Below are 24,596 nucleotides of genomic sequence, written 5' to 3' on the forward strand. Positions count from 1 at the left end.
GATAATTACCTAATGTCCAGATTTTTTATCGATCGGCCAATTTTCGCCTGGGTGATCGCCCTAGTGATCATGCTTGCCGGCGGGCTGTCCATTCTCGGGCTGCCAGTCAACCAATATCCGAGTATCGCACCGCCTGCAGTGGGTATTCAGGTCGCCTATCCGGGCGCTTCCGCCCAGACCGTGCAAGACACCGTAGTCCAGGTCATCGAGCAACAGCTCAACGGTATCGACGGTTTGCGCTACATGTCTTCGGAAAGCAACTCCGACGGCAGTATGAGCATCACCGTGACCTTCGAGCAGGGCACCAACCCGGACATCGCACAGGTTCAGGTGCAAAACAAGCTGCAGCTAGCCACGCCGCTATTGCCGCAGGAAGTCCAGCAGCAGGGCATTCGGGTAACGAAGGCAGTCAGGAACTTTCTGATGGTTGTCGGTCTGGTATCGACCGATGGCAGCATGAATCGGGCCGACCTATCGGACTACATCGTGTCCAACATTCAAGACCCGATCTCAAGAACGCCTGGCGTTGGCGATTTCCAAGTGTTCGGGTCGCAATATGCCATGCGCATCTGGCTTGACCCAGCCAAGTTGAATAACTTCAGTCTTACCCCGGTTGACGTGGGCAATGCGATTCGCGAGCAGAACGTCCAGGTTTCGGCCGGACAATTCGGTGGCTTGCCGGCGGTGCCTGGGCAACAGTTGAGCGCCACCATAATAGGCAAGACTCGCCTGCAAACGCCTGAGCAATTCCGTGAAATCCTGCTTAAGGTCAATGGCGACGGCTCGCAGGTCCGCCTGGGCGATGTCGCCCGCGTTGAGCTGGGCGAGCAGAACGCCGCCATTAGTGTGCTTTATAACGGCAAGCCGGCTTCAGGCATCGCGCTCAAGTTGGCCACCGGTGCCAACGCACTGGATACGGCGAAGGCAATTCGCGCGACGATTTCCGAATTGGAGCCCTTCTTCCCCGAGGGGATGGAGGTGGTCTATCCCTACGATACTTCACCAGTGGTATCAGCTTCGATTACCGGCGTAGTGCATACGCTGCTTGAGGCCATCGTTCTGGTCTTCCTGGTGATGTACCTGTTTCTTCAGAACTTTCGCGCCACGCTAATTCCGACATTGGCGGTGCCTGTGGTGTTGCTGGGTACGTTCGGCATTCTCGCGGCGTTTGGCTTCAGCATAAACACGCTGACAATGTTTGCGATGGTTCTGGCTATCGGATTGCTGGTGGATGATGCCATCGTGGTGGTCGAAAACGTCGAGCGGGTAATGGCCGAAGAAGGCCTTTCCCCGCTTGAGGCCACGCGCAAATCCATGACGCAAATCCAGGGCGCACTAGTTGGCATTGGCCTGGTGCTGTCGGCTGTATTTTTGCCGATGGCGTTCTTCGGCGGATCCACTGGTGTTATTTACCGACAGTTTTCAATCACTATCGCCTCCGCGATGGCGCTATCGGTGCTGGTGGCGCTGGTCTTCACGCCTGCGCTTTGTGTCACCTTGCTAAAGCCTATTCCTAAAGGTCATCACGAAGAGAAACGGGGCTTCTTTGGCTGGTTCAATCGCACCTTTGATCGCGGCGTCGGTGGTTATGAGCGAGGCGTGATAACGATACTGCGTCGAAAAATCCCCTTTTTGCTGCTCTACGTCATTATCGTCGCGATAATGGCTATTCTTTTCACTAGGATTCCCAGCTCGTTCCTGCCGGAAGAAGACCAAGGCGTGCTTTTTGCTCAGGTGCAGACTCCAGCCGGGTCCACAGCCGAGCGGACTCAGCAGACCGTCGACGCAATGCGTGAATATCTGTTGCGTGAAGAATCAGAAGCGGTGAAATCCGTGTTCACCGTTACGGGTTTCAATTTCGCTGGCCGTGGGCAGAATTCGGGTATGGCATTCATCGGTCTGCGTCCGTGGGATGAGCGCGCTGACCCTGAACTGAGCGTATCCGCGGTAGCTAAGCGGGCGCAGGCGCATTTCAATACTCTTCGTGACGCCATGGTGTTCGCCTTTGCACCGCCGGCGGTCATGGAGTTGGGCAACGCGACCGGCTTTAACTTCTATCTGCAAGACCGTGCTGGCGTTGGTCATGACGTGCTCATGGAGGCGCGCAATCAGTTCCTGGGCCTGGCTGCGCAGAATCCGGCGTTGACAGCTGTACGACCCAACGGTTTGAACGACGAACCTCAATATCAGTTGTTGATCGATGATGAAAAGGCTCGGGTGCTGGGCGTATCGCTCGGTGCGATCAACGACACGCTATCGATTGGCTGGGGTTCAAGTTATATCAATGACTTTATCGACCGCGGGCGGGTGAAGAAGGTATATGTGCAGGGCGAGGCCAGCGCACGGATGAATCCCGAAGACCTGGATAAATGGTTCGTACGCAACGACGAAGGCGAAATGGTGCCATTTAGCGCCTTCGCCAGTGGCGAATGGGTTTATGGATCTCCCAAGCTGTCTCGCTACGATGGGGTGTCCGCGATGGAAATCATGGGTCAGGCCGCACCGGGTTACAGTTCCGGCGATGCCATGGCGGCAGTTGAAGAGATTGCCCAGCAATTACCGGAAGGGGTTGGCATCTCCTGGACTGGCCTGTCCTACGAGGAGCGTCTATCAGGTGACCAGGCGCCAGCACTCTATGCGCTATCGCTTCTGGTGGTATTCCTTTGCTTGGCCGCACTGTATGAAAGCTGGTCCATCCCGTTTGCGGTAATGCTGGTGGTGCCGTTGGGCGTCATTGGTGCGCTGCTGGCGACCATGGGGCGGGGGCTGTCCAATGATGTGTTCTTCCAGGTCGGCTTGTTGACCACCATCGGTTTGACCGCGAAGAACGCTATTCTTATCGTCGAGTTCGCCAAGGATTTGCACGAACAGGGCGTGAGTCGCTTCGATGCGGCGGTACAGGCGTGCCGTATGCGCTTGCGGCCGATCGTCATGACATCGCTGGCCTTTACCCTCGGCGTGGTTCCGCTGGCCCTCGCGAGCGGCGCTGGTGCAGGCAGCTCGCATGCTATCGGAACCGGCGTAATCGGCGGCATGCTTACGGCAACCGTGCTAGTTATCTTTTGGGTACCGTTGTTCTATGTTCTGGTGTCTTCGCTTGGCGATCGCAGGAAGGCGGCTGTCGAAGAGCCAAAGGGAGATGCACAATGAACAAGTCCGTATTGAGCCTGGCGCTGATGGCAGCGCTGAGCGGCTGCTCCCTGATTCCCGAATACCAGCGCCCGGATGCGCCGACCGCTACGAGCTGGCCCGAAGGCGAAGCCTACACCAGCGCCGTCAACGGGGCTCAAGGGCAGCAGATGGATCTGGCGTGGGAGGAGTTCTTCCGCGACCCCGCGCTGCGCCAGCTGATCGGTGTGGCGCTGGAAAGCAACCGAGACCTGCGCGCAGCGGCGCTTAATGTCGATGCTTATCGGGCGTTGTATCGCGTCCAGCGCGCCGACCTGTTACCTGCAGTGAGCGCCGACGGCTCCGGCAGCCGCACTCGTACTCCTGGCGATCTCAACCAGACCGGGCAGGACGGTATCAGCAGTCAGTACAGTGCGACGCTCGGGGTGGCATGGGAACTGGACCTGTTCGGCCGGCTGGGTAGCCTTCGCGAGCAGGCGCTGCAGGAATATTTTGCCACCGAGGCAGCGCAGCGCAGCACGCGCATCAGCCTGATCGCCAGTGTCGCTAATGCCTGGTTGACCTTGCAGGCCGACCAGGCGCTGCTACAGGTCAGTCGCGACACGCTGAAGGCGTTCGAGGAAAGCCTCGAACTCACCCAGCGCAGCTTCGACGTAGGTGTCGCCTCGGCTCTGGAGTTGAGCCAGGCGCGCAGCGCGACCGATACCGCCCGGGTGGGCATCGAGCGTTATACCCGTCAGGTGGCGCAGGATCGCAACGCGTTGACGCTGCTGCTCGGACAGAACATTCCGGTCTCCATGCCGACCGACGACCGGTTGAAGCGTGACCTGCTGGCTACATTGCCGGTCGGCCTGCCTTCCAACTTGCTCTACAAACGACCCGACATCATTCAGGCCGAATACCAGCTGCGCGCTGCCAACGCGAACATTGGTGCGGCCAGAGCGGCATTTTTTCCGCGTATCAGTCTGACCGGCGCGGTGGGTACGGCGAGCAGCGAATTGTCCGGCCTGTTCGATGGTGGTTCCAGCTATTGGAACTTCTCGCCGAGCATCAGTGTGCCGATCTTCAATGCCGGCCAACTGCGAGCCAATCTCGACTATGCCGAAATCAGCCGCAATATTCAGGTTGCGCAGTACGAGTCAACTATCCAGACCGCATTCCGCGAAGTGGCCGATGGTCTGGCCGCACAGGCGACCTACATCCGTCAGGTGCAAGCGCAGCGTGACCTGCTGGAAACCAGTGAAGACTATTACCGTCTCGCTGAGCGGCGTTACCGGACCGGTGTCGACAGCTATCTGGTGCTGCTCGATGCCCAGCGGCAGCTGTTCGACGTGCAGCAGCAGTTCATTAGCGACCGGTTGGCGCAGATGGTTAGCGAAGTCAATCTGTTCAAGGCCTTGGGTGGCGGTTGGGATGCGGAGGCCGATCCGGCGCCTAGCGAAGGCTAGGGTTGGTCGTCGCTGGCTGTAATCCGGCTTTCTCGATCAGCAGCACCAACAAAAACGCCGCCCTTGAGGGCGGCGTTTTTGTTTGCGTCTCGAATCAGCGATTGCGGGTTAGCAATGCTGGCTTCTCGCCGCGTGGTTTTGTTGGCAGCTGATCCAGTTGCTCAGCGCTGGGCAGCCGATCGATCTTCGATTCCTTATGGATGATCAATGGCTGCTTTTCCTTCGGCTTGGCTGCAATGTCCTGACGAGCCCCGCCCTCGTTGTCGATCCGACGGCCTTCGTTCTTGCGCCGTGGCTGGCCGCCGCGAGTTGACTGGCCTTGGCCCTGACGTTTGCCCTTGCCCTGAGCAGCGCCGCTTGTCGAGGCGGCACCGCCCCCGCGCTGGCCTGCGCCGCGCGGCTGGGTGGATCCAGGCTGAGCGGGGGCTCCGGGACGACGACCACGGCCCTGCTTGTTCTGGTATGGACTGACGTAATCAACCCGATTACCGAAGTTGTCCAGATCGTCATCGAGGAACACTTCCGGGTCCCGGTCGCTGGGCAGGCGAGGCGGGCGGCTGACCGGTGCGGCAGCCGCTCCTTGTGTCGTCGAACCCTGGCTGGCATTTGCACTGCGCGGCTTGTTACGGCTGCGGCGGTTACGATCGCGCTCTTTGGGTTCACTGCTCGATTCAGTCGTTTTCGCGGCGCGTTCGGCGCGTGGCTTACGCTCGCCGTTGCGAGCAGGGCGCGGCTGCCGTGGCTCGCGTACTTCGGGCTTCTCCGCCTCAATGGTGCTGGCGTCGAAGCCCATCAGATCGCCGTCCGGAATTTTCTGCTTGGTCATCCGCTCGATGCCCTTTAGCAGCTTCTCCTCGTCGGGCGCCACCAGCGAAATCGCTTCGCCGCTGCGTCCGGCACGGCCGGTACGGCCGATGCGGTGGACGTAATCTTCCTCGACATTCGGTAGCTCGAAGTTGACCACATGCGGCAGCTGATCAATATCCAAGCCGCGGGCAGCAATGTCGGTGGCGACCAGAATACGTACGGCGTTCGCCTTGAAGTCGGCCAACGCCTTGGTGCGAGCGTTCTGGCTCTTGTTGCCATGAATCGCGACCGCCGGCAGACCGTGCTTGTCGAGATACTCGGCGAGGCGGTTGGCGCCATGCTTGGTGCGGGTGAAAACCAGCACCTGTTCCCAGGCGCCCTGAGTGATCAGGTGAGCCAGTAGAGCGCGCTTATGTGAGGCAGCCAAGCGGAATACGCGTTGCTCGATGCGCTCGACCGTGGTGTTTGGCGGCGTGACCTGAATCTTCTCCGGCTCGTGCAGCAGCTTGCTGGCGAGATCGGTGATGTCCTTGGAGAAGGTCGCCGAGAACAACAGGTTCTGGCGCTTGGTCGGCAGCTTGGCGAGGACCTTCTTGACGTCATGGATGAAGCCCATGTCGAGCATGCGGTCGGCTTCGTCGAGGACCAGAATTTCCACGTGGGACAGATCGACGGCCTTCTGGTTGGCCAGATCAAGCAGGCGGCCAGGGCAGGCGACGAGTATGTCGAGACCCTTGGCGATGGCCTGGACCTGTGGGTTCATGCCCACACCACCGAAGATCACCGCGCTTTTGAGCGGCAGATCGCGGGCATAGACCTTGAAGCTGTCGTGGACCTGGGCGGCGAGCTCACGAGTCGGCGTCAGCACCAGGACACGCGGCTGGCGAGGGCCATGGCGATGCTCACGGTCGGGGTGGCCGCCCGGGAAAAGAATTTCCAGCACGGGGAGGGCAAAGCCACCGGTCTTACCGGTTCCCGTCTGTGCGGCGACCATCAGGTCGCGTCCCTGCAACACGGCGGGAATGGCCCGCTGTTGCACTGGTGTAGGCTGGGTATAACCGGCGGCCTCGACGGCACCGGCCAAAGCCTCGGAGAGACCGAGGGAAGCAAAGGACATGAGTAATCCTGTCTGTATAGGGCGAGGCCCTGGGATGGTCATGCCTGGCTCGAATCGCGACTGGCGTGCGATCCCGTCCGGTCCTGTCGCATCGGAAGATGCTGACATCCGGGCGTAAGCCTGGCGGAAGCGCGGAGTATAACAGAGCCTGTTAACGCCGCATTGCTAGGACAGTGTGGCAGTTCGCAGGTTCATTGACCAGCTCCCTGTTTTGCAGGGAGCTGAATCGATGAATCAACGCACCAGCTTGAGATTGTCCCAGATGGCCAGGCTCGGTTCGGCCTGGTTCAAGGTATAGAAGTGCAATCCCGGTGCGCCGCCGGCGAGCAGCTTCTCGCACATTTCGGTGATCACCTGCTCGCCGAAGGCCTGGATGCTGTCCATGTCATCGCCATAGGACTCAAGCTGCTTACGCATCCAGCGCGGGATCTCGGCACCGCAGGCATCGGAGAAACGCGCCAGCTTGCTGTAATTGGTGATCGGCATGATGCCGGGCACGATCGGCGTTTCCACGCCCAGTTGGCGCACGCGCTCGACAAAGTAGAAGTAACAGTCGGCGTTGAAGAAGTATTGGGTGATGGCACTGTCGGCACCGGCCTTGGCCTTGCGCACGAAGTTGGCCAGGTCATCCTCGAAATTGCGCGCCTGCGGATGCATCTCCGGATAGGCGGCGATTTCAATATGAAAGTGGTCGCCCGTTTCGGCGCGAATGAACTCGACCAATTCGTTGGCGTAGCGCAGCTCACCGCTGGCCATGCCCATACCGGACGGCAAGTCGCCGCGCAGCGCGACGATCCGCTTGATACCAGCCTCCCTGTACAACTTGAGCAGCTCACGCAGCTCGGCTTTGCTGTCGCCGACACAGGACAGGTGCGGCGCGGTCGGCACCCTCACTTCGCCGTCGAGCTGCAACACGGTGTTTAACGTGCGGTCGCGAGTCGATCCCCCTGCGCCATAGGTGCAGGAGAAAAAGTCCGGCTTGTATTCGGCTAGACGCCTGGCGGTCACCATCAGTTTTTCGTGCCCAGCGGCGGTTTTGGTGGGAAAGAACTCGAAGCTGAAGCTGTGGCTACGTGGTTGTGACATGAACATTCCTTTCTGCGGCAAGCGCCAGTCAGGAGCAGGCGAGTCTGCTCCTGATCACCGGCTCGGCCTCGATTAGTAGCGGTAGCTATCCGGCTTGAACGGGCCTTCGACTTCCACGCCGATATACTCAGCCTGAGTGGGGGTCAGGCGGGTGATCACGCCACCGAAGCCCTTGACCATCTCGGCCGCGACTTCTTCGTCGAGTTTTTTCGGTAGCACCATCACGGTGACGTTCTTGGTCTTCTCAACGACCGGCAGATCGGCAAACTTCTCGTTGAACAGGTGAATCTGCGCCAACACCTGGTTGGCAAAGGAGCCGTCCATGATCCGGCTCGGGTGACCGGTGGCGTTACCCAGGTTCACCAGACGGCCTTCGGCCAGCAGAATCAGGTAGTCATCGTTCTGCGCATCGAAGCTGCCAGCACCGGTGCGGTGAATCTTGTGCACCTGCGGCTTGACCTCTTCCCACGCCCAGTTCTTGCGCATAAAGGCGGTATCGATCTCGTTGTCGAAGTGACCGATGTTGCAGACTACGGCGCGCTTCTTCAGTGCCTTGAGCATGCCGGCGTCGCAGACATTGGCGTTACCGGTGGTAGTGACGATCAGGTCGATCTTGCCCAGCAGTGCGCTGTCGATGCTTCCATCGGTACCGTCATTGAGGCCGTCTTTGTACGGGGAGACCAGCTCGAAGCCGTCCATGCAGGCTTGCATGGCGCAGATCGGGTCGACCTCGGAGACCTTGACGATCATGCCTTCCTGACGCAGCGACTGCGCCGAACCCTTGCCCACGTCGCCGTAGCCGATCACCAGCGCCTGCTTGCCAGATAACAAATGGTCGGTGGCGCGCTTGATAGCGTCGTTGAGGCTGTGACGGCAGCCGTACTTGTTGTCGTTCTTGCTTTTGGTGACCGAGTCGTTGACGTTGATCGCCGGAATTTTCAGGGTGCCTTTCTTCAGCATGTCCTGCAGGCGATGAACGCCGGTGGTGGTTTCTTCGGTAACGCCGTGCACGCGCTCGAGCGCCTGCGGGTACTTGTCATGGAGTATCTGGGTCAGATCGCCGCCATCGTCCAGAATCATGTTGGCATCCCACGGCTGTCCGTCCTTAAGGATGGTCTGCTCGATGCACCACTCGTATTCTTCTTCGGTCTCGCCTTTCCAAGCGAATACGGGGATGCCGGCGGCGGCGATGGCAGCAGCGGCCTGATCCTGGGTAGAGAAAATGTTGCAGCTCGACCAGCGTACTTCGGCGCCGAGGGCGGTCAGCGTCTCGATCAGCACGGCGGTCTGGATGGTCATGTGGATGCAGCCAAGAATTTTCGCGCCTTTGAGCGGCTGCTCGCCGGCATACTTGTGGCGCAGGCCCATCAGGGCGGGCATTTCCGATTCGGCGATGATGATCTCGCGACGGCCCCAGGCCGCCAGGGAAATATCGGCGACCTTGTAGTCGTTGAAACCTGCAGGCGTCATGACAGCGCTCATTGAAGAGTTCTCCATTCGTTTTGTGCGAATGGGCGCCGTTGATGCGTATGGTTAACGCCCCATCCGAGCCTGACAGGTACCGCCGGGAAGCGATCCTGCTGCAGCGCCCCTCGGACAGGTGGCGGGCACGGCCGAACGGTGTCGGCAGTGTAAAGCCCGACGATTATAGCCGCGACCGCGGTCAAGCCCAAGCCCGTTGCAGCGCCCATTGCTCAACGACCGTCTACGCTGTCGCGAGTACAGATATGGCGCACCATGCGGCCGGTGCTCAAGCCCTATACCCCAATCGAGCGAGATAACCATCGCCGTGGCCATGACGCCAATGGTCGGCGGCAGGCCTATGAAGCGGTAGTTGAGGTAGGCGAGTAGCGCAGAGAGGCTGATGAAGATTGTCGAGAGCTCAAGCATGCGACCCCTCTTCAGCGGTTTCCAGATCGACTGCGGGGTGGACCCGGCAGCGCGCCATTGGTGCCTTTCACCAGCGTCGAACTCAACTTGCGCCAGGGCGGTCACACGAAGAGGTTCGGTGAACCTCGCCGGGCGAATGACCCTCAGGAGCTGCCAACATGAACCTCTTGTTCCGTTCTGTTCTGCTTACCATTGCCGTCGCGTTTAGCCTGCCAGTTGCCGCCAATTCCTGCTATGTCTCCGCCGAGACGTCCGGTGCAGTGCCGCCACCGGTGGTCACCGAAAAATGTTTTCGCTATGAGGGCATGGACGATAACGATATTGACTGGGTCTGCCGTGATAACGAGGCGGTCAAGAATTCGCGTCGGAAGATTGTCGAGAACTGCCCGTCTGGCCATTTTGGTGTCTGTACCGCCGCGCTGACACCAGAAACCCTCGCCAACGAGCGCGCCACTGGCACTCAGGCAACGGACACCCCAGCGCCGACAACCGTGCCTGAAAACGCACGTATCGTCACATACAACTATCAAACGACCGATCGTGCCCAGGCAAAAATCGATTGCGAAAGCGCCGGCGGTGAATGGTCGCAGTAGCCTCGTGGCGTTTGGTGAAATGGCCGGCAGCAGGGATAATCGCCGGCCGTTCAATGCCCGAGTGATTGAATCATGAAGCTGATGCCGTTGAGTTTGTCGCTGATCGCCGTTTTTGCGCTCGCGGGCTGTGACCGCATCGATCCCAATTCTCCACTCGGCAAGCGCAAGGCCATCTACCAACAAATGCTCGATACCAAGGAAGACCTCGGTGGCATGCTGCGTGGCCGTTTGGCTTTTGATCCGCAGGGCTTCGTCAGCGGCGCGGCGAAGCTGGACGAGTTATCGCGGCAGCCCTGGCAGTACTATCCGGAGGTCAAGGAGGATCAAAGCGATGCCCGCGACGATGTCTGGCAGCAGCAGGAACGTTTCAACCAGATGGCTCGTGAGCTCGAGGCGCACACTGCTGCGCTGGTGGCCGCGACGGCTAAGGTGCCAGTGACTGCCGAAAGTGTCGCGCCGGCCTTCCAGCGTGTAGAAGATGCCTGTGAAGCCTGCCATCAGAAATTTCGCGCGTACTGACGCTTGCTTGCGGATCGCGGCCGTTTAACGCTTGGCGGCTTCCAGTTGTTTACGGGCTTGATCCAGGCGCCGCTTATGCAGCTCGATCATTTGCGCATCGCCCGTGCCCAATGCTTCGCGTAATTGCGCCTCGCGCTCGCTGGTCAGGCGAGTCGCCTTTTCTACCGCCACATGATTGGACTGTAACGGGACCATGCCGCGGCAGCGCTCGTTAAGACTCTGCAGACGCTCTTCGAGCGCTACGCGCTGGCTGTCGTCACCCTTCAGGCGGGCATCCTGAATCTGTTCTCCGATCGTTTTACGCGCATCGCGGCATGCCTCGACGGGGTTCGGGGCTGCAATGGATGCCTGGGCACCGCTAAAGCTGAGAAGCAGCAAGGTGAGGATGGTTCGCCGGGCGGACATGCGCACTCCTTTTTATTCTTAGGTTTAAGACTGGACTGAATCGCCTAAGTGCCCTCAGAACCCGGCGATCCGTGCGGTGCGCAGCTGCTGGCGCAGCTTCAGCACTTCTGGCGCCGAAAAGAACGCCCGCAGTTGTCTCGCACGCGTGGCGCCGATACCCGGTTCGGCCTGCCATTGCGCCACGCTTCTTGCAGCCAGGGTGTCCCAATTCGCGTCGATTTCCGCATCGCCGCTCGGCGGCAGTCCGATTGCTCGCAGCCAGGCGCCAAATGGGCGCTCGTGAGCCAGCCGATAGCTGGTTACCAGAATCTCGGCGCTGGTCTGGCCGAAGCCTGGGATTTGCTGCAGGCGGGCTTCGTCGAGGTGCAGCCAGTCGAGCAATCCTGTTACTGCTCCCGCTTCGACCAATTCCCGCCAGGTGCCGGGGCCGAGGTTCGGCAGGTCCAGCCCGTGCTTGCTGCTCAACCAAGTGAGCCGCGCAATAAACTGCTGGTTGCAGCCGTTATCAGGATGCCAGCAGCTCTGCGAATGGTAGTTGGCGGGGTTTGGGGCCTTAATATTCAGGCGCTGCTGAGCGCGCCAGACGACGGTATCCAATCGCGGAATCGTCAGGCCGGCGAGAGTGACCGCGACCTGATCGCCAGGCCGGATATCCTGTGCCTTCCATGTTTCAAGTGATCCGAGACTAACGCGGGCGATGCGGCGGTCGTCTAGTTGCACCGGGTCGAGCTGGAGGATCGGCGTAATCCGGCCGCTTCGGCCGATGTTGAATTGCACCTGGCGAACCTGCGCCAAGGCGGTGCGCAGCGGATATTTCCAGGCGGCCGCCCAGTGTGGCGGCTGGGCTTGCCAGCGCGTGCCGTCCGGGCGCCGGCCCTGGCGCAGTACCACGCCATCACTGGCGAAGGGCAGAGGATGGCGATACCAGTGGTCGCGCCAATGTTCGGCTTGTTGAATGCTGGCAATAGGCTGGGTCAGCTCCACGCTTGCGTCGAAGCCCAGTGCGGCCAGGCCATTCAGGCGCGCCTGCATGCCCGCCGGGCCATTGGGCCAATCCCAAACGAACAGACCGATCTGCGCCGCGGTTGTGTCATCCAACGCTTGGCGTGCCATGGCCCCGGCGACCTTGCCGCGCGCGCCGACACCACCTGCTTCCGCCTGAACATGTGCGTCCAGACGCCAGTAAAGCTCACCCTGCAGGACTAGTTCGTCGCCGCTCGCCAGTTGCTGCGGTATCGCCGGCAGTTGTCTGGCCCGCTCGGTCCAGTCCTGACCGTGATTACCATCGCCGCGGCTGACAGCCTGGAGCAGATGTCCGTTCCGGTAGTGCAACGTCACTGCGACGCCATCGACTTTTGGCTGGATCCACAGATCTTCGCGGGGCTCGATCCAGGCGCGCACCGCCGCCGCATCGGCAAGTTTGGCGAGCCCGGTCTGTGCGATCGGATGTGCAACAGGCCCGGCGGTGCCGGCCAGCGGATTCGCAGCGTTCGAGACGACTTTCGGGAAGCACGCTTGCCATTGCCGGAGTCGTTGTCGCGACTGGTCATAGATTTCATCGTCGACCAGCGAGACGCCACCGCGGTGGTAGGCGTCGTCCCAGCCGGCCAGTTGCCGCTCGAGTCCGGCTATTTCTTCGGTGGCTCGATTGTCGGGCCAGTCAGGGCAGTCGGCCAGGCTGGCGGAGGAAATGACACAGAAAACTAACGCGATCAAACGTTGCATGGGAGCATCCTTGCTCGTTGGAGACGCTGCATTCTGACTCGCTGTACAGGTGACGGCCGTGCGCTAGCGCATGTTGAGCCGTTTCCGTTGAGTATTTCAGCCGGCAGTGCCACGGAATGAACCATGACGGCGCGTAACGGCCAGAAGCGATAGCGTTCAGCAGCACGCCACCAGCACCGAGCTAGTCAGCTTGCGAAAAGGTCTACAACCGTGGCCACTGGCGCAACATGACGGGCCTCATCTCGACCAAGCAACTACAATCGCGCATCCATAGTCCGGAGAGACCTCCCCGTGCAATCTGTGATCTCCATCGAACAGCTGAGCAAGACCTACGCGTCCGGGCATCCGGCGCTCAAACAGATCGACCTGCAGATCCGCAAGGGCGAAATTTTCGCCCTGCTTGGGCCCAACGGCGCAGGCAAGACCACGCTGATCAGTATCGTTTGCGGCATCGTCAACCCAGGCAGCGGGCGGGTTCTGGTCGACGGATTCGACATCATCGGCGACTACCGCGAGGCCCGCTCGAAGATCGGCCTGGTGCCGCAGGAGCTATTCAATGAAGGCTTCGAAAGCGTTTGGGCAACGGTGCGCTTTTCTCGCGGACTGTTCGGCAAGGCGCCGAACGATGCCTACCTGGAGAAACTGCTGCGCGATCTCTCTCTTTGGGACAAGAAGAGCGCGCGCATCATCGAGCTATCCGGGGGCATGAAGCGCCGGGTAATGATCGCCAAGGCCCTGTCTCACGAGCCGTCGATTCTGTTTCTCGACGAGCCCACGGCCGGCGTCGACGTCGAACTGCGCCGCGACATGTGGGAGATGGTGCGCGGCCTGCGCGAGCGCGGCGTAACCATCATCCTGACCACCCACTACATCGAAGAGGCCGAGGAAATGGCTGACCGTATTGGGGTGATCAGCAAGGGCGAAATCATCCTGGTAGAGGACAAGAAAGCGCTGATGCACAAGCTCGGCAAGAAGCAGCTGACCTTGCATCTGCAGCGGCCGTTGGTGGAAATTCCAGCAGAACTGGCCGGTTATCCGCTGGAACTGGGCGATGGTGGCAATCAACTGATCTTCACGTTCGATGCTCAGCACGAGGACACCGGCATCGCCGACCTGCTCAAACGACTGGCTGAGCACGGCATCGATTTCAAGGACTTGCAATCGAGTCAGAGTTCACTGGAGGAAATTTTCGTCAGCTTGGTAAAAGGCAGCCGCACATGAATCTCCACGCAATCCGAGCTATCTACCTGTTCGAACTGGCGCGAACCTGGCGCACACTGCTGCAAAGCATCGCTACTCCGGTTATTTCCACATCGCTGTACTTCGTGGTGTTCGGCTCGGCCATTGGTTCGCGCATGGAGGCCATGCATGGCATTCCGTATGGCGCCTTCATCATTCCCGGTCTGATCATGATGGCGCTTCTTACCGAGAGTATTTCCAACGCCTCGTTCGGCATCTATATGCCGCGCTACTCTGGCACCATCTACGAGGTGCTGTCAGCGCCAGTTTCCTATCTAGAGATCGTTATTGGCTATGTCGGCGCGGCGGCGACCAAGTCACTGGTCCTCGGCGTTGTGATTCTGCTGACGGCGCGGTTGTTTGTTGACTATGAGATTCAACATCCGCTGATGATGACGCTGTTCCTGGTGCTCACCGCGGTGACCTTCTGCCTGTTCGGTTTCATCATTGGCATCTGGGCCGATGGTTGGGAGAAGTTGCAGATCGTGCCGTCGCTGATCGTCATGCCGCTGGCCTTTCTCGGCGGCAGCTTCTACTCCATCGAAATGCTGCCGCCGCTGTGGCAGAAGGTCACATTGTTCAACCCGGTTGTGTATTTGATCAGCGGCTTCCGCTGGAGTTTCTATGGCGTCTCTGACGTCAATGTCGGGATCAGCCTGGCGATGACGCTGGGCTTTTTGGTGCTGTGCCTGGGCCTTATCTGGTGGATATTCAAGACGGGCTATCGGCTTAAGAACTGAGCCTCGCTAATCGAGACGCCCTCAAGATGGGCGTCTCGCTATCACACGAGCGGGTTGCTAAGGATCACCAAGAGCCGTACGGGATGCCGTATTTTTCGATATAGGCTTTGGATGTTTCCGAAAGAGAGCGGTGCTCTCCTTTCGAAGCGCCACCGTACGGGCCTTTTGGCTCGATTTCGGCCTGGGCGCGCAGGATTTCGATCGGCTCGCCACAGGTGCTCATTACCCAACCTCTGACCACGCCACCAGGGGCGAGTCCCAGCGTCAGGGCATGACGGTATTCGCTGGTGCGGCAGGGTGGGTCGAGTCTTTCCATCATCAACTGCCGGGCGCGTTCGGGGATTTCCAGCGTTACCCGGTAGGTTTGTGGCTCAGCAAGCGACTGCCAGCGGATGTAGATGCGCCTGGGTAGTTCAGCGCCGGGGACCTGGCGGCCTGCGCCCCAGCCGAAACGCTCGCCCCAGCCTGCGGCATCGCCCTTGTTCTCTGGCGGGGTTCGTACCGCAACAATGCCGCTACCGACGTGATGAAAGTACCGTCCGCTGATGTCCTCCACGTTAGCTGTTTCCACCCAGACCTCCATATAGTCCGGAGCGAGAAAGCCCAGGCGCCAGTAGGGATAGGGCAGGTTGCCAGCGTACTGTTCGGGATTGGCGCATCCGGAGAGCAGGAAAAACAGCAGACCAAGCAGTACCGATCTCATCGCTTCGCTCCCAAGCTATCGTCGTGGTGCGCCCGGCCATTCTTGGCCGGGGCATTGATGAAAACCACGTCCCATCTGCTACCGCCCGGTCCGATTGCGGCGTTCCAATTGGACGAGAGGTGGATATAGCGCTGGCGCAGCAGGCACTCCTCATCTTCATCCAGCGATCCGCCACCGCTCGAGGCCCATGCTAGTAGCTTGTCTTTGATTGGCATGAGCTCGGCTGGCACGAAGAGGTCAGGGTCTTGCTCGTCGACGAAGTCCAGCATGGCACCTGCTTCAACGGCCAGCGCATGCATCACTCGCAGATACACACGAGACAGATGCCCATACATTGGGCGCTCCAGATAGGGCGCAGCCATCACGAACTTCATCGCATCAGTACGGCTTTGGCTGAATGGTGGGAAATGCTCCCAGACATGGGTTTCCAGGCGGGCGGCGCGGTCCTGCGGATCGAGCAGGTCGGCTTGGCGGGCGAGGGCGGTGTCCTGCTGTGCCTGTTGATAGGCGATAGTGCGCAGCGGGTTGGTCTCCCGGCTGACCCAGTTACGGCGAGGCCGAGAGAGATAGAGTCGTTCCACGGCTTGGGGGAGGTATCCGCCACCCAGATCGGAGTGGGCGCCGGGCAGGACGATTTCGCGATGCGGTGGGGAAACCCTGTTGAGAGAGAAGTTTTGGCGATGCTCGTCACGAGCCACCAGATGCACGACCTGGCGGGCCGCATCGGGCGCCAGATAAAGGTCGATGCCACCGTTTGTGGCATCGCTTGGGTCGGCCCAGTCATCCCAGCCGCCGATCGCCGCGACGGTATCGAACAGGCCGATGAAGTTAATGGTGACGTCGCGGCGCCAATCGAATCTTGGTCCAGAAGCTAATCTCCCCTGACGGTGCAGCGCACCTAATGGACCCTGGGTGCGCTGCAATACCTGATTGGCGAAATGCCGAGCGGCCGCCGCGCCCCGACTGAAGCCGAAGATGTCCATTTCCAAGGCTCCGATCACCGAGCCCGGGTTCGCCTGCTGGAATGTATCCAGCGCCTGTGAAATAAGCGAGAAACCTTCGTTGACCTTGGCCAACACGCCCGTGTCACCCCGGCCAAGCATTAGTCCGGGAAACGGCGTGTCCGTCTCGCCGGTCGTTGTGCCGATCCCAGTCACATAGGCACGGAGGGCTGCCTGATTTGCCCCTTCGGCTAATGGCTGACCGGAATCGTCCCGATACAGGTCATATAGTCGCCAGATATTGCTGACATCGTTCCCGTAACTGCTGTCCGGATCGATATGGTGGGCTTCGCAGCGCTGGACGATGGCTTGTGCCTCGAGTTCGCCCAATCCGATGTCCGAGGCGCGGCATTGGGCGCCGATAGCACTATTGCTGGCGTTGTTGCCGGTGCCGTCGAAGAATACGCCGATGCGCAGGGTGACGGCCTGGCGGCTGTCGAGTTCTTCCTCTTCCTCCTCTTCCTCCAGGCCATGCGGGGCATCATTGTCTGCTTGCTCCAGTGCTCGGGCCTGGCTGGGGGCCGGTTGCTGCGGAGGTGGCGAGTGCGGCGAGGTGGACGTATCGAAGGCTTGGGCTTGCGCCACTGATTGGAGGCTAAGGGACGCAGGTGGCGTAAAGGGTGCCGGAGTCGATGTGTTGCCGATAACAACACTCCCCGAACCGCCGATGATCACGTTGCCATGATCGCCGAGGCTGCCAAGCGTGGCGGCGGGTTTACCATTGATCAGCAAGTTGGCGATGAGGTTGCTCGCCAACATGCTGCCGCAACCGGTCGAGTCGCCCTGGCGGGCGGCGGGGAGACCATCGAAGAGCACATCGGGTGATCCGGTAGCGATGGGGTTGTTGCCGTGCCCGGTCTTCGGACAGGCAGTCGGATCGCTGAGGCGTGCGGCGGGTTTGCCAGACATGACCAATCTCCTTATCGGTATGCGAGCCGGCACCTTGCCGCAAGGTAATAGCGAGCGCAAACGGCGCTCCGTTTTTTATGGGCTGGTTCGCAGGCTTTGAGCAGTTACGCGAGAACTTGCACAGCACAAAAAAGCCCCGCGCAGCACATGACTGGCGGGGCTTTCTTGCAGCTCTCAGCTTGCCGCTGCGCTTTTACAGCCCGGCAGCCGCGCGTAACGCGTCGGCTTTGTCGGTCTTTTCCCAGGTGAAGGCGGTGAAGGTATCGTTGCCGACCGTCATTTCATAGGGATCGCGACCGAAGTGGCCGTAAGCTGCGGTCGCCTGGTACATCGGGTGCAACAGATCGAGCATGGTAGTGATCGCGTATGGGCGCAGATCGAAATGCTCGCGGACCAGCGCGACGATCTTCTCGTCGCTGAGCTTGCCGGTGCCGAAGGTGTTGATCGAGATCGAAGTCGGCTGCGCCACGCCAATGGCGTAGGAGACCTGGATTTCGCAACGCTCGGCCAGGCCTGCGGCAACGATGTTCTTGGCTACGTAGCGACCGGCGTAGGCCGCCGAACGGTCGACCTTGGACGGGTCCTTGCCGGAGAACGCGCCGCCGCCATGGCGGGCCATGCCGCCGTAGGTGTCGACGATGATCTTGCGTCCGGTCAGACCGCAGTCGCCCACCGGGCCGCCGATGATGAATTGGCCGGTCGGGTTGATGTGGAACTGGGTGTCCTTGTGTAGCAGTTCGGCCGGGATCACATGCTTGACGATCAGCTCCATCACGCCTTCACGGAGGTCGGCGTATTTCACGTCCGGGCTGTGCTGGGTGGAGAGCACGATGGCGTCGATGCCGACCACCTTGCCGCCTTCGTAACGGCAGGTGACCTGTGATTTCGCGTCCGGGCGCAGCCACGGCAGCAGGCCGGATTTGCGCGCTTCGGCCTGGCGCTCGACCAGTGCGTGGGAGAGGCGGATCGGCGCGGGCATCAGCACGTCGGTCTCGTTGCTGGCGTAGCCGAACATCAAGCCCTGGTCGCCTGCGCCCTGGTCTTCCGGCTTGGCGCGGTCGACGCCCTGGTTGATGTCGGGGGACTGCTTGCCGATGATGTTCAATACGCCACAAGTGGCGCCGTCGAAGCCAACGTCCGAGCTGTCGTAGCCGATATCGAGGATGACCTTGCGGACCAGTTCTTCAAGATCGACCCACGCAGTGGTGGTGACTTCGCCGGCGATGATCGCCACGCCAGTCTTAACCAGGGTTTCGCAGGCCACACGGGCGTGTTTGTCCTCGGCGATGATGGCGTCCAGCACCGCATCGGAAATCTGGTCGGCGATCTTGTCCGGGTGCCCTTCGGACACGGACTCGGAGGTGAAAACAGAATATTCGCTCATCTAACGGTTTCCTATTACCGGTGGGTGAGTCGGCTATCAGCGGATGGCCGGGAAAAGTACCTGGCCTGGATCTGAAAACCGTTTTTCAAGCCAATGTAGAGGCTCTCGCCGGGCGTGAGCCCCGCGGCATCGGCCCAACGGGCCAGATCGTCCTGTTCGAAGCCCAACCATAGGTCGCCGCAGGCCTCCTTGGCCCACCCCTGGTTGTGGCTGCACAGCTCGGCGATCAGCAGGCTGCCGCCCGCGTTCACCAGCCGCGCCAGTTGCTTCATCGCTTCACCCGGCGCCGCCAGATGATGCAGAACCATGTTCAGAACCACGCAATCTGCTGCAGGGCATTCGTCCTGTAGCGCATCGGCAAGTTTCAACTCGACGTTGTCCAGTGCCTCCTGTTCGCAGCGCGCGCGAGCCAACTCCAACATCGCCGGGCTGTTGTCGATGGCCACCACTCGCGCGAAGCGACGCGCCAGCTCGGGCAGAAAGCTGCCATCACCCGGGCCGACTTCGAGCGCCGTCGCGCCGGGCGCGAAGCTCAGCGCATCGAGTAACGCCACCACGCTATCGCGGTAGTGCGGCAGACCGGCGATCAGGTCCTGACGTGCCTGGAAGCTGTCGGCCATGCGCGCGAAGAAACCCTCGCTGGCGGCACTGCGTTGGGCATGCACCGCGGCGATCCGGGCCTGAACATCGATCGGCAGCGCAAGTTGGTCGAGTTCTTCGAGTAGCGCGGCGTGCAGCGTACCGCCGAGGCTGTCGCCTTGCGGTAGAGCGCGGCGATAAAAGATTGCATTGCCTTCGCGCCGAGTCGCCAGCAGCCCAGCCTGGGTCAGCACCTTGAGGTGATGACTGATGCCGGATTGGCCGGTGGCGAAGATCTGCGCCAGTTCGAGCACGCCGAACGAATCGCTGGCCAACGCCCGCAATACGTTCAGGCGCAGCGCGTCGCCGCCGGCCTTGCACAGGGCGGCGAGCTGGTCGCTGTCGTCGAATGAAATCTGGGGGATGCGCAAGCTCATAGGCCGCGCAGTCTAGTCGGTGGTTTTTCGTCCAGCAATGGCTGTATCAAAAAGTTTTGATATTGGCTCGGGCCGGGGAAGTCAATTCACCAGGCTGGTAACCCCCATTCCACAGGAGACCAGTCCGAGGCCCAGCAGGAAAAAGCTTGGCAACAGATCGAGTACTCGCTGCAACCTCTCGTGGCTGGACAGGTGCCGCGATAACAGGCTGTAGGCGATTAGGATCGATACATCGACCAGCGCCCAGATGGCAATCAATGCCAAAGCCTGTGGAGCGAAGGGCTGCGCCGGAAGGATAAAGCCCGGTAGAAACGCGAGGAAGAACAGGATGTCCTTGGGGTTGGACAGGCCCACCGCCATGGCGCGCCAGAAATAGTGGGCTTCTGACCGAGGCAGGTTCGTATTTCCTTCTCCTCCGCCACACAGGCCGTCGGCACCGAGCCAGATCAGGTAGAGCCCACCGAGCACTTGGCCCCATTCGAGAATGACCGGCTCCAGGTCGAGTGCCAGGTAGATCAGTACCAGCGCGGCGACCAGCAGGAGCTGTGCGGAGATTACGCCGCCGAGAATGGTCCAGGCAGGCCAGCTGCGCCGAGCATCGGCAATGACCAGTGCGACGACCGGACCGGGGGAGGCGATCAGTAAGGCGACCGCGGCGGCAAAGGCGAGGTAGGTGGCATTCATAGTTCGGTTACCAGTTCGAAAATGCGCGACTGCTTGCCCAGTTTTTCGGTGTAAAAACGCAGGTTGCAGCTGGCGAAGGTGCGCTGCATCCAGCGGTCGCTGCCATCGAAGCGGGCGGTGAAAGGACTGCGCGCGTGCGCAGTACGGCGGTTGTCGATGATCAGCAGGTCGCCACGGGTGAGCCTGACCGGTTCAACCGCTTCCCAGGCGATGGCTCGCAGCTTGTCCAGTGCGCTTTGCGCGCGGTCGCTGTAGGCGATCATGAACTGCGGATCGAAACGAAAGAAGGGTGCGTCGGGGTCCCCGTACAGCACAGTCTGGTGCTTGTTGATATCGATGCGCTGGTTCTTTTCGGTCGCGCCGTAATCGGAGAGAAAGTTGTACGGTTCGTTGAGGAAGAATGCTTGCTGCTCATGATCCAGGCAGTCGAGAATGCGATCGACCGAGGCGATATAGGTGATCGCCTCCGCCGCAGGATCCTGGCGCAGGCATAGCAGCAGTAAATAGTCTGGCTGGATCGAATGAAAGGCGTTCTCGGTGTGCAGGTCCAGCTCGGTATCGAAGCTATCGGATGTGGCAGCGCGAGATTGCGCCTGTTGCGGGAAGCAGTTGTTGACGATGCAGCCGCCGGATTCCTGCACATAGCCGATCGGCTCACCAAGCAGAGCGGTCGCTTGCAGCAGCAGCCGTTCGCTGCTGTCGTCAGGCTTGTGCAAATCGGCGCGAGAGGCGGGGGTTGGCGGTATTTCACCTATCGTGGTGTCTTCCAGCAACAGAAAACCCTGCTTGTTACCGAACAACTTGAAGTTCAGGATCTGCGCCATCTGTTCCTGACTCAGTCCTCCATTGCTGACGCTGGCGGACAAAAGCTGGTCAAAGTCGCGATTGGACATGTCATCCTTCCCTGAGCATTTCTACGAGGCACACGCCTCTTTCTTGTCGATGCCATCGCACTGCTGGCTCGGTTGCTGGCGCAGTATTGGTGGGGTTCGGAGGGTTGCAAAATGGAAAAAATGGCCGTCTGCGATGAGTTTTACTCATGCTGGAGCGAGGTGGCATGACGCTGCGGATGCCTCCGCTGTACGCGCTGCGTGCCTTCGAGGTCGCCGCACGCTTCGGCTCGTTCACTCAGGCTGCCGAGAGCCTCTGTATTACCCAGAGCGCAATCAGCCGGCACGTGAAAACTCTGGAAGAAAACCTTGGCTGCCAGCTCTTCGAGCGGCGCGGCTCAAAGCTGGCCCTGACCGACACAGGACGTATGCTGGCGCAGGAGCTCAAGGTGGGCTTTCGAACCATCGAAAACGCCTGTATCTCGGTCAATCGCCAGCAGAATGCACTTAGGCTGAAAGCACCTTCGACGTTGACCATGCGCTGGTTGCTGGGCGCGCTGGAAAATTTCCAGCTGGCCCACCCGCAAAACCGGGTGCAGCTCACCAGCGCCTGGATGGATCTGGATGCGGTGGACTTTCACAACGAGCCGTTCGATTGCGCGATTCTGCTCGGGCACGGCGGATTTCCAGCCGATTGGAACCGCGTGAAGCTGTTCGACGAGTGGCTGGTGCCCGTGTGTTCACCAGATATTTTCGGCGACGGGCGTTGGACCCCGGAGCATCTGGCCAGCGCCGAGCTGATCCACCCATCCCGCGATTGCCGCGATTGGCGGCGCTGGCTGCAGCGGGTCGGGCTCATCGATGTGATTGCCTGGCAGCAGGGCAAGCTGTTCGACACACTGGAGCTCGGCATTTCCGCTGCAGCCCAGGGCCATGGCGTTTCCATCGGTGATCTGGCATTGGTCGGCACCGAGCTGCACAAGGGCACGCTGGTGCTGCCATTCGAACAGGCGGTGCGCTCCGGCGACAGCTACTACCTGGTCTGGCCGGCGTCCGGCGAAACCCCGAGTACGCTCACTCGGATGAAGGATTACCTGCTGCAGCGTCTACCGGATATCGGCAACCGTGGCGTAAGCCTGCTCGACTAAGCGGGTCGGAGCGGCAGATCGCCACGTTATTCAATCATTGCCCCGCCACCCGCGGTAGGGGAAAATGGCGGCCTTTTTCTTCCCTCTTCGTTTCAGAACAGCCCCGCAGGAGATCAGCGATGCCCAGCCGTCGTGAGCGAGCCAATGCCATCCGCGCCCTCAGCATGGATGCCGTGCAGAAAGCCAACAGCGGCCACCCAGGTGCCCCGATGGGCATGGCGGACATCGCCGAAGTACTCTGGCGCGACCACCTCAAGCACAGCCCGACCAACCCGCTGTGGGCCGACCGTGACCGCTTCGTGCTGTCCAACGGCCACGGCTCGATGTTGATTTACTCCCTGCTGCATCTGACCGGTTACGACCTGTCCATTGATGATCTGAAGAACTTCCGCCAGTTGCACAGCAAGACCCCGGGGCATCCGGAGTTCGGTTATACCGCAGGCGTCGAGACCACTACCGGCCCGTTGGGTCAGGGTCTGGCCAACGCCGTCGGCTTCGCCCTGGCCGAGAAAATCATGGCCGCGCAGTTCAACCGCCCCGGCCATGATGTCGTCGACCACAACACCTACGTGTTCCTTGGCGACGGCTGCATGATGGAAGGTATTTCCCATGAAGTCTGCTCGCTGGCCGGCACTCTGGGCCTGAACAAGCTGACCGCGTTCTACGACGACAACGGCATCTCCATCGATGGCGAAGTGCACGGCTGGTTCACAGACGACACCCCGCGCCGCTTCGAGGCCTACGGCTGGCAGGTGATCCGCAATGTCGACGGCCACGACGCCGACGAAATCCAGATCGCCATCGACACCGCACGCAAGAGCGATCGTCCGACGTTGATCTGCTGCAAAACCATCATCGGCTTCGGCTCGCCGAACAAGCAGGGCAAGGAGGAGTCTCACGGTGCCGCCCTCGGTGACGCTGAAATCGCGCTGACTCGTGAAGCGCTGGGCTGGGCTCATGGTCCGTTTGAAGTTCCGGCCGATATCTACGCCGAGTGGGATGCGAAGCAGAAAGGCGCCGACGCCGAAAACGAGTGGAACAAGCGCTTCGCTGCCTACCAGGCTGAATTCCCGACGCTGGCTTCCGAGTTCAAGCGCCGCATGGCGGGTGAACTGCCAGAAGATTTCGCCGAAAAAGCCTCCGAGTTCATCCGCGAAGTGGCGACCAAAGGCGAAACCATCGCCAGCCGCAAGGCCAGCCAGAACTGCCTGAACGCCTTCGGCCCGCTGTTGCCGGAACTGCTCGGCGGCTCTGCTGATCTGGCCGGGTCCAACCTGACGCTGTGGAAGGGCTGCAAGCCAGTGGTTGCCGAGGATGCTTCCGGTAATTACATGTACTACGGCGTGCGGGAATTCGGCATGAGCGCCATCATGAACGGTGTCGCCCTGCACGGCGGCCTGATCCCCTACGGCGCGACTTTCCTGATGTTCATGGAATATGCACGCAACGCCGTGCGCATGTCCGCATTGATGAAACAGCGCGTGCTTTATGTCTTCACCCACGACTCCATCGGCCTCGGCGAAGACGGCCCGACGCACCAGCCAGTCGAGCAGCTGACGGCCCTGCGCAGTACGCCGAACCTGGACACCTGGCGGCCGGCCGATACGGTTGAATCTGCGGTGGCCTGGAAGCACGCGGTTGAGCGCAAGGATGGTCCGAGCGCACTGATCTTCTCGCGGCAGAACCTGCCGTATCACATCCGCGACAACGAGACCGAAGCCTCGATCTCCAAAGGCGGCTATGTCCTCAAGAACTGCGTGGGTGAGCCGGAACTGATCCTCATAGCTACCGGTTCGGAAGTCGGTCTGGCCGTGCAGGCCTATGACAAGTTGACCGCGCAGGGCCGCAACGTGCGTGTGGTTTCCATGCCTTGCACCAGTGTGTTCGACGCCCAGGATGCCGCGTACAAACAGGCCGTGCTGCCGGTTGAAGTCGGCGCGCGGATTGCCGTCGAAGCGGCGCATGCTGATTATTGGTACAAGTACGTCGGTCTCGACGGCCGGATCATCGGCATGACCACCTACGGCGAGTCGGCCCCGGCGGGCCAGCTGTTCGAGCATTTCGGCTTCACCGTCGACAACATCCTTGCGGTGGCTGAGGAGCTGTTGGAAGACTGATTCCAGCTGCTAATAGGTTGGTCCTCCAATTGGTAGGAGCGAGCTTGCTCGCGAACGCGCCATAAACGCTTCGTGAGCAAGAACTATGTGTCCCACTCGCTCCTAC

At 60.6% G+C, this 24,596-nt stretch carries 19 protein-coding genes, 1 pseudogene and 1 riboswitch; of the genes and pseudogenes, 8 read left to right on the forward strand and 12 right to left on the reverse strand.

All coding sequences use genetic code 11. The annotated features are described in order from the left end of the window. Window positions 1-12 precede the first annotated feature (12 nt). A complete protein-coding gene (locus D7241_RS13200; protein WP_408101888.1) occupies window positions 13-3,150 on the forward strand; it encodes an efflux RND transporter permease subunit in 3,138 nt (1,045 codons plus the stop codon). Then, on the forward strand, window positions 3,147-4,577 hold the full coding sequence (locus D7241_RS13205; protein ID WP_408101889.1) for an efflux transporter outer membrane subunit: 1,431 nt from the start codon (window positions 3,147-3,149) through the stop codon (window positions 4,575-4,577). Before D7241_RS13200 ends, D7241_RS13205 begins: the two co-directional genes overlap by 4 nt. Before the next feature lie 94 nt (window positions 4,578-4,671). Here the strand turns inward: D7241_RS13205 and D7241_RS13210 are convergent, their stop codons facing one another. The 4 genes and pseudogenes from D7241_RS13210 to D7241_RS13225 all read right to left on the reverse strand — a co-directional run. Continuing rightward, on the reverse strand, window positions 4,672-6,501 hold the full coding sequence (locus D7241_RS13210) for a DEAD/DEAH box helicase (protein WP_408101890.1): 1,830 nt from the start codon (window positions 6,499-6,501) through the stop codon (window positions 4,672-4,674). 234 nt (window positions 6,502-6,735) lie between these two features. Then, a complete protein-coding gene (metF, locus tag D7241_RS13215) occupies window positions 6,736-7,587 on the reverse strand; it encodes a methylenetetrahydrofolate reductase [NAD(P)H] (protein ID WP_408101891.1) in 852 nt (283 codons plus the stop codon). 72 nt (window positions 7,588-7,659) lie between these two features. Continuing rightward, window positions 7,660-9,069 (reverse strand): adenosylhomocysteinase, encoded by a 1,410-nt coding sequence (gene ahcY / locus D7241_RS13220; RefSeq protein WP_408101892.1) that lies wholly within the window; start codon window positions 9,067-9,069, stop codon window positions 7,660-7,662. Window positions 9,070-9,092: 23 nt separating this feature from the next. Then, window positions 9,093-9,187: riboswitch (S-adenosyl-L-homocysteine riboswitch) on the reverse strand. 170 nt (window positions 9,188-9,357) lie between these two features. Further along, a pseudogene (locus D7241_RS13225) lies at window positions 9,358-9,477 on the reverse strand (sodium:proton antiporter); the annotation flags it as partial. A gap of 158 nt (window positions 9,478-9,635) precedes the next feature. On the opposite strand from D7241_RS13225, the gene D7241_RS13230 reads away from it, so the two are divergent. Together D7241_RS13230 and D7241_RS13235 are read left to right on the forward strand one after the other, a co-directional pair. Beyond that, complete coding sequence (locus D7241_RS13230) at window positions 9,636-10,070, forward strand: hypothetical protein (RefSeq protein WP_408101893.1); 435 nt, start codon at window positions 9,636-9,638, stop codon at window positions 10,068-10,070. Window positions 10,071-10,142: 72 nt separating this feature from the next. Next, a complete protein-coding gene (locus D7241_RS13235; protein ID WP_408101894.1) occupies window positions 10,143-10,589 on the forward strand; it encodes a c-type cytochrome in 447 nt (148 codons plus the stop codon). Window positions 10,590-10,613: 24 nt separating this feature from the next. On the opposite strand, the gene D7241_RS13240 is transcribed toward D7241_RS13235, so the two are convergent. Together D7241_RS13240 and ligB are read right to left on the reverse strand one after the other, a co-directional pair. Continuing rightward, window positions 10,614-10,994 carry a DUF1090 family protein gene (locus D7241_RS13240; RefSeq protein WP_255977803.1) on the reverse strand — a complete coding sequence of 127 codons (381 nt, stop codon included), beginning with the start codon at window positions 10,992-10,994 and terminating at the stop codon, window positions 10,614-10,616. A gap of 54 nt (window positions 10,995-11,048) precedes the next feature. Further along, window positions 11,049-12,719 carry an NAD-dependent DNA ligase LigB gene (ligB, locus tag D7241_RS13245; protein WP_408101895.1) on the reverse strand — a complete coding sequence of 557 codons (1,671 nt, stop codon included), beginning with the start codon at window positions 12,717-12,719 and terminating at the stop codon, window positions 11,049-11,051. A gap of 291 nt (window positions 12,720-13,010) precedes the next feature. Here ligB and D7241_RS13250 point away from each other — a divergent pair, with 291 nt between their 5' ends. Then, complete coding sequence (locus D7241_RS13250) at window positions 13,011-13,940, forward strand: ABC transporter ATP-binding protein (protein WP_255977799.1); 930 nt, start codon at window positions 13,011-13,013, stop codon at window positions 13,938-13,940. After that, window positions 13,937-14,698 carry an ABC transporter permease gene (locus tag D7241_RS13255; RefSeq protein ID WP_255977797.1) on the forward strand — a complete coding sequence of 254 codons (762 nt, stop codon included), beginning with the start codon at window positions 13,937-13,939 and terminating at the stop codon, window positions 14,696-14,698. The genes D7241_RS13250 and D7241_RS13255 overlap by 4 nt, the downstream gene beginning before the upstream one ends. Before the next feature lie 64 nt (window positions 14,699-14,762). On the opposite strand, the gene D7241_RS13260 is transcribed toward D7241_RS13255, so the two are convergent. The 6 genes from D7241_RS13260 to D7241_RS13285 form a co-directional block, all read right to left on the reverse strand. After that, window positions 14,763-15,401 carry a DUF2931 family protein gene (locus tag D7241_RS13260; RefSeq protein ID WP_408101896.1) on the reverse strand — a complete coding sequence of 213 codons (639 nt, stop codon included), beginning with the start codon at window positions 15,399-15,401 and terminating at the stop codon, window positions 14,763-14,765. Continuing rightward, window positions 15,398-17,311, reverse strand: coding sequence for a phospholipase effector Tle1 domain-containing protein (locus tag D7241_RS13265; RefSeq protein WP_408101897.1), 1,914 nt, complete (start codon window positions 17,309-17,311; stop codon window positions 15,398-15,400). The genes D7241_RS13260 and D7241_RS13265 overlap by 4 nt, the downstream gene beginning before the upstream one ends. A 193-nt stretch (window positions 17,312-17,504) precedes the next feature. After that, window positions 17,505-18,695 (reverse strand): methionine adenosyltransferase, encoded by a 1,191-nt coding sequence (gene metK, locus D7241_RS13270; protein WP_408101898.1) that lies wholly within the window; start codon window positions 18,693-18,695, stop codon window positions 17,505-17,507. Window positions 18,696-18,709: 14 nt separating this feature from the next. Beyond that, window positions 18,710-19,711, reverse strand: a complete 1,002-nt coding sequence (locus D7241_RS13275) for an ArsR/SmtB family transcription factor (RefSeq protein ID WP_408101899.1) — start codon at window positions 19,709-19,711, stop codon at window positions 18,710-18,712. A gap of 81 nt (window positions 19,712-19,792) precedes the next feature. Continuing rightward, entirely contained in the window at window positions 19,793-20,395 is a 603-nt protein-coding gene (locus D7241_RS13280) for a LysE family translocator (protein ID WP_255977787.1), read from the reverse strand. Then, window positions 20,392-21,288 (reverse strand): TauD/TfdA family dioxygenase, encoded by an 897-nt coding sequence (locus D7241_RS13285; protein WP_408101900.1) that lies wholly within the window; start codon window positions 21,286-21,288, stop codon window positions 20,392-20,394. Before D7241_RS13285 ends, D7241_RS13280 begins: the two co-directional genes overlap by 4 nt. A 164-nt stretch (window positions 21,289-21,452) precedes the next feature. Between D7241_RS13285 and D7241_RS13290 the strand changes: the two genes are divergently transcribed. Together D7241_RS13290 and tkt are read left to right on the forward strand one after the other, a co-directional pair. Further along, window positions 21,453-22,373 (forward strand): LysR substrate-binding domain-containing protein, encoded by a 921-nt coding sequence (locus D7241_RS13290; RefSeq protein WP_408101901.1) that lies wholly within the window; start codon window positions 21,453-21,455, stop codon window positions 22,371-22,373. Between the two features lie 119 nt (window positions 22,374-22,492). Next, window positions 22,493-24,490 (forward strand): transketolase, encoded by a 1,998-nt coding sequence (tkt, locus tag D7241_RS13295; RefSeq protein WP_408101902.1) that lies wholly within the window; start codon window positions 22,493-22,495, stop codon window positions 24,488-24,490. Window positions 24,491-24,596: the final 106 nt, after the last annotated feature.

Source organism: Stutzerimonas sp. VN223-3 (assembly GCF_045999685.1).
GTDB classification, from domain to species: Bacteria; Pseudomonadota; Gammaproteobacteria; order Pseudomonadales; family Pseudomonadaceae; genus Stutzerimonas; species Stutzerimonas stutzeri_AR.

What these genes read in the sequence shown, in the direction of transcription:
- D7241_RS13200 (WP_408101888.1), top strand. Translation starts at nt 13, where the DNA reads ATGTCCAGATTTTTTATCGATCGGCCAATTTTCGCCTGGGTGATCGCC.
- D7241_RS13205 (WP_408101889.1), top strand. Translation starts at nt 3,147, where the DNA reads ATGAACAAGTCCGTATTGAGCCTGGCGCTGATGGCAGCGCTGAGCGGC.
- D7241_RS13210 (WP_408101890.1), bottom strand. Translation starts at nt 6,501, where the DNA reads ATGTCCTTTGCTTCCCTCGGTCTCTCCGAGGCTTTGGCCGGTGCCGTC.
- metF (WP_408101891.1), bottom strand. Translation starts at nt 7,587, where the DNA reads ATGTCACAACCACGTAGCCACAGCTTCAGCTTCGAGTTCTTTCCCACC.
- ahcY (WP_408101892.1), bottom strand. Translation starts at nt 9,069, where the DNA reads ATGAGCGCTGTCATGACGCCTGCAGGTTTCAACGACTACAAGGTCGCC.
- D7241_RS13230 (WP_408101893.1), top strand. Translation starts at nt 9,636, where the DNA reads ATGAACCTCTTGTTCCGTTCTGTTCTGCTTACCATTGCCGTCGCGTTT.
- D7241_RS13235 (WP_408101894.1), top strand. Translation starts at nt 10,143, where the DNA reads ATGAAGCTGATGCCGTTGAGTTTGTCGCTGATCGCCGTTTTTGCGCTC.
- D7241_RS13240 (WP_255977803.1), bottom strand. Translation starts at nt 10,994, where the DNA reads ATGTCCGCCCGGCGAACCATCCTCACCTTGCTGCTTCTCAGCTTTAGC.
- ligB (WP_408101895.1), bottom strand. Translation starts at nt 12,719, where the DNA reads ATGCAACGTTTGATCGCGTTAGTTTTCTGTGTCATTTCCTCCGCCAGC.
- D7241_RS13255 (WP_255977797.1), top strand. Translation starts at nt 13,937, where the DNA reads ATGAATCTCCACGCAATCCGAGCTATCTACCTGTTCGAACTGGCGCGA.
- D7241_RS13260 (WP_408101896.1), bottom strand. Translation starts at nt 15,401, where the DNA reads ATGAGATCGGTACTGCTTGGTCTGCTGTTTTTCCTGCTCTCCGGATGC.
- D7241_RS13265 (WP_408101897.1), bottom strand. Translation starts at nt 17,311, where the DNA reads ATGTCTGGCAAACCCGCCGCACGCCTCAGCGATCCGACTGCCTGTCCG.
- metK (WP_408101898.1), bottom strand. Translation starts at nt 18,695, where the DNA reads ATGAGCGAATATTCTGTTTTCACCTCCGAGTCCGTGTCCGAAGGGCAC.
- D7241_RS13275 (WP_408101899.1), bottom strand. Translation starts at nt 19,711, where the DNA reads ATGAGCTTGCGCATCCCCCAGATTTCATTCGACGACAGCGACCAGCTC.
- D7241_RS13280 (WP_255977787.1), bottom strand. Translation starts at nt 20,395, where the DNA reads ATGAATGCCACCTACCTCGCCTTTGCCGCCGCGGTCGCCTTACTGATC.
- D7241_RS13285 (WP_408101900.1), bottom strand. Translation starts at nt 21,288, where the DNA reads ATGTCCAATCGCGACTTTGACCAGCTTTTGTCCGCCAGCGTCAGCAAT.
- D7241_RS13290 (WP_408101901.1), top strand. Translation starts at nt 21,453, where the DNA reads ATGACGCTGCGGATGCCTCCGCTGTACGCGCTGCGTGCCTTCGAGGTC.
- tkt (WP_408101902.1), top strand. Translation starts at nt 22,493, where the DNA reads ATGCCCAGCCGTCGTGAGCGAGCCAATGCCATCCGCGCCCTCAGCATG.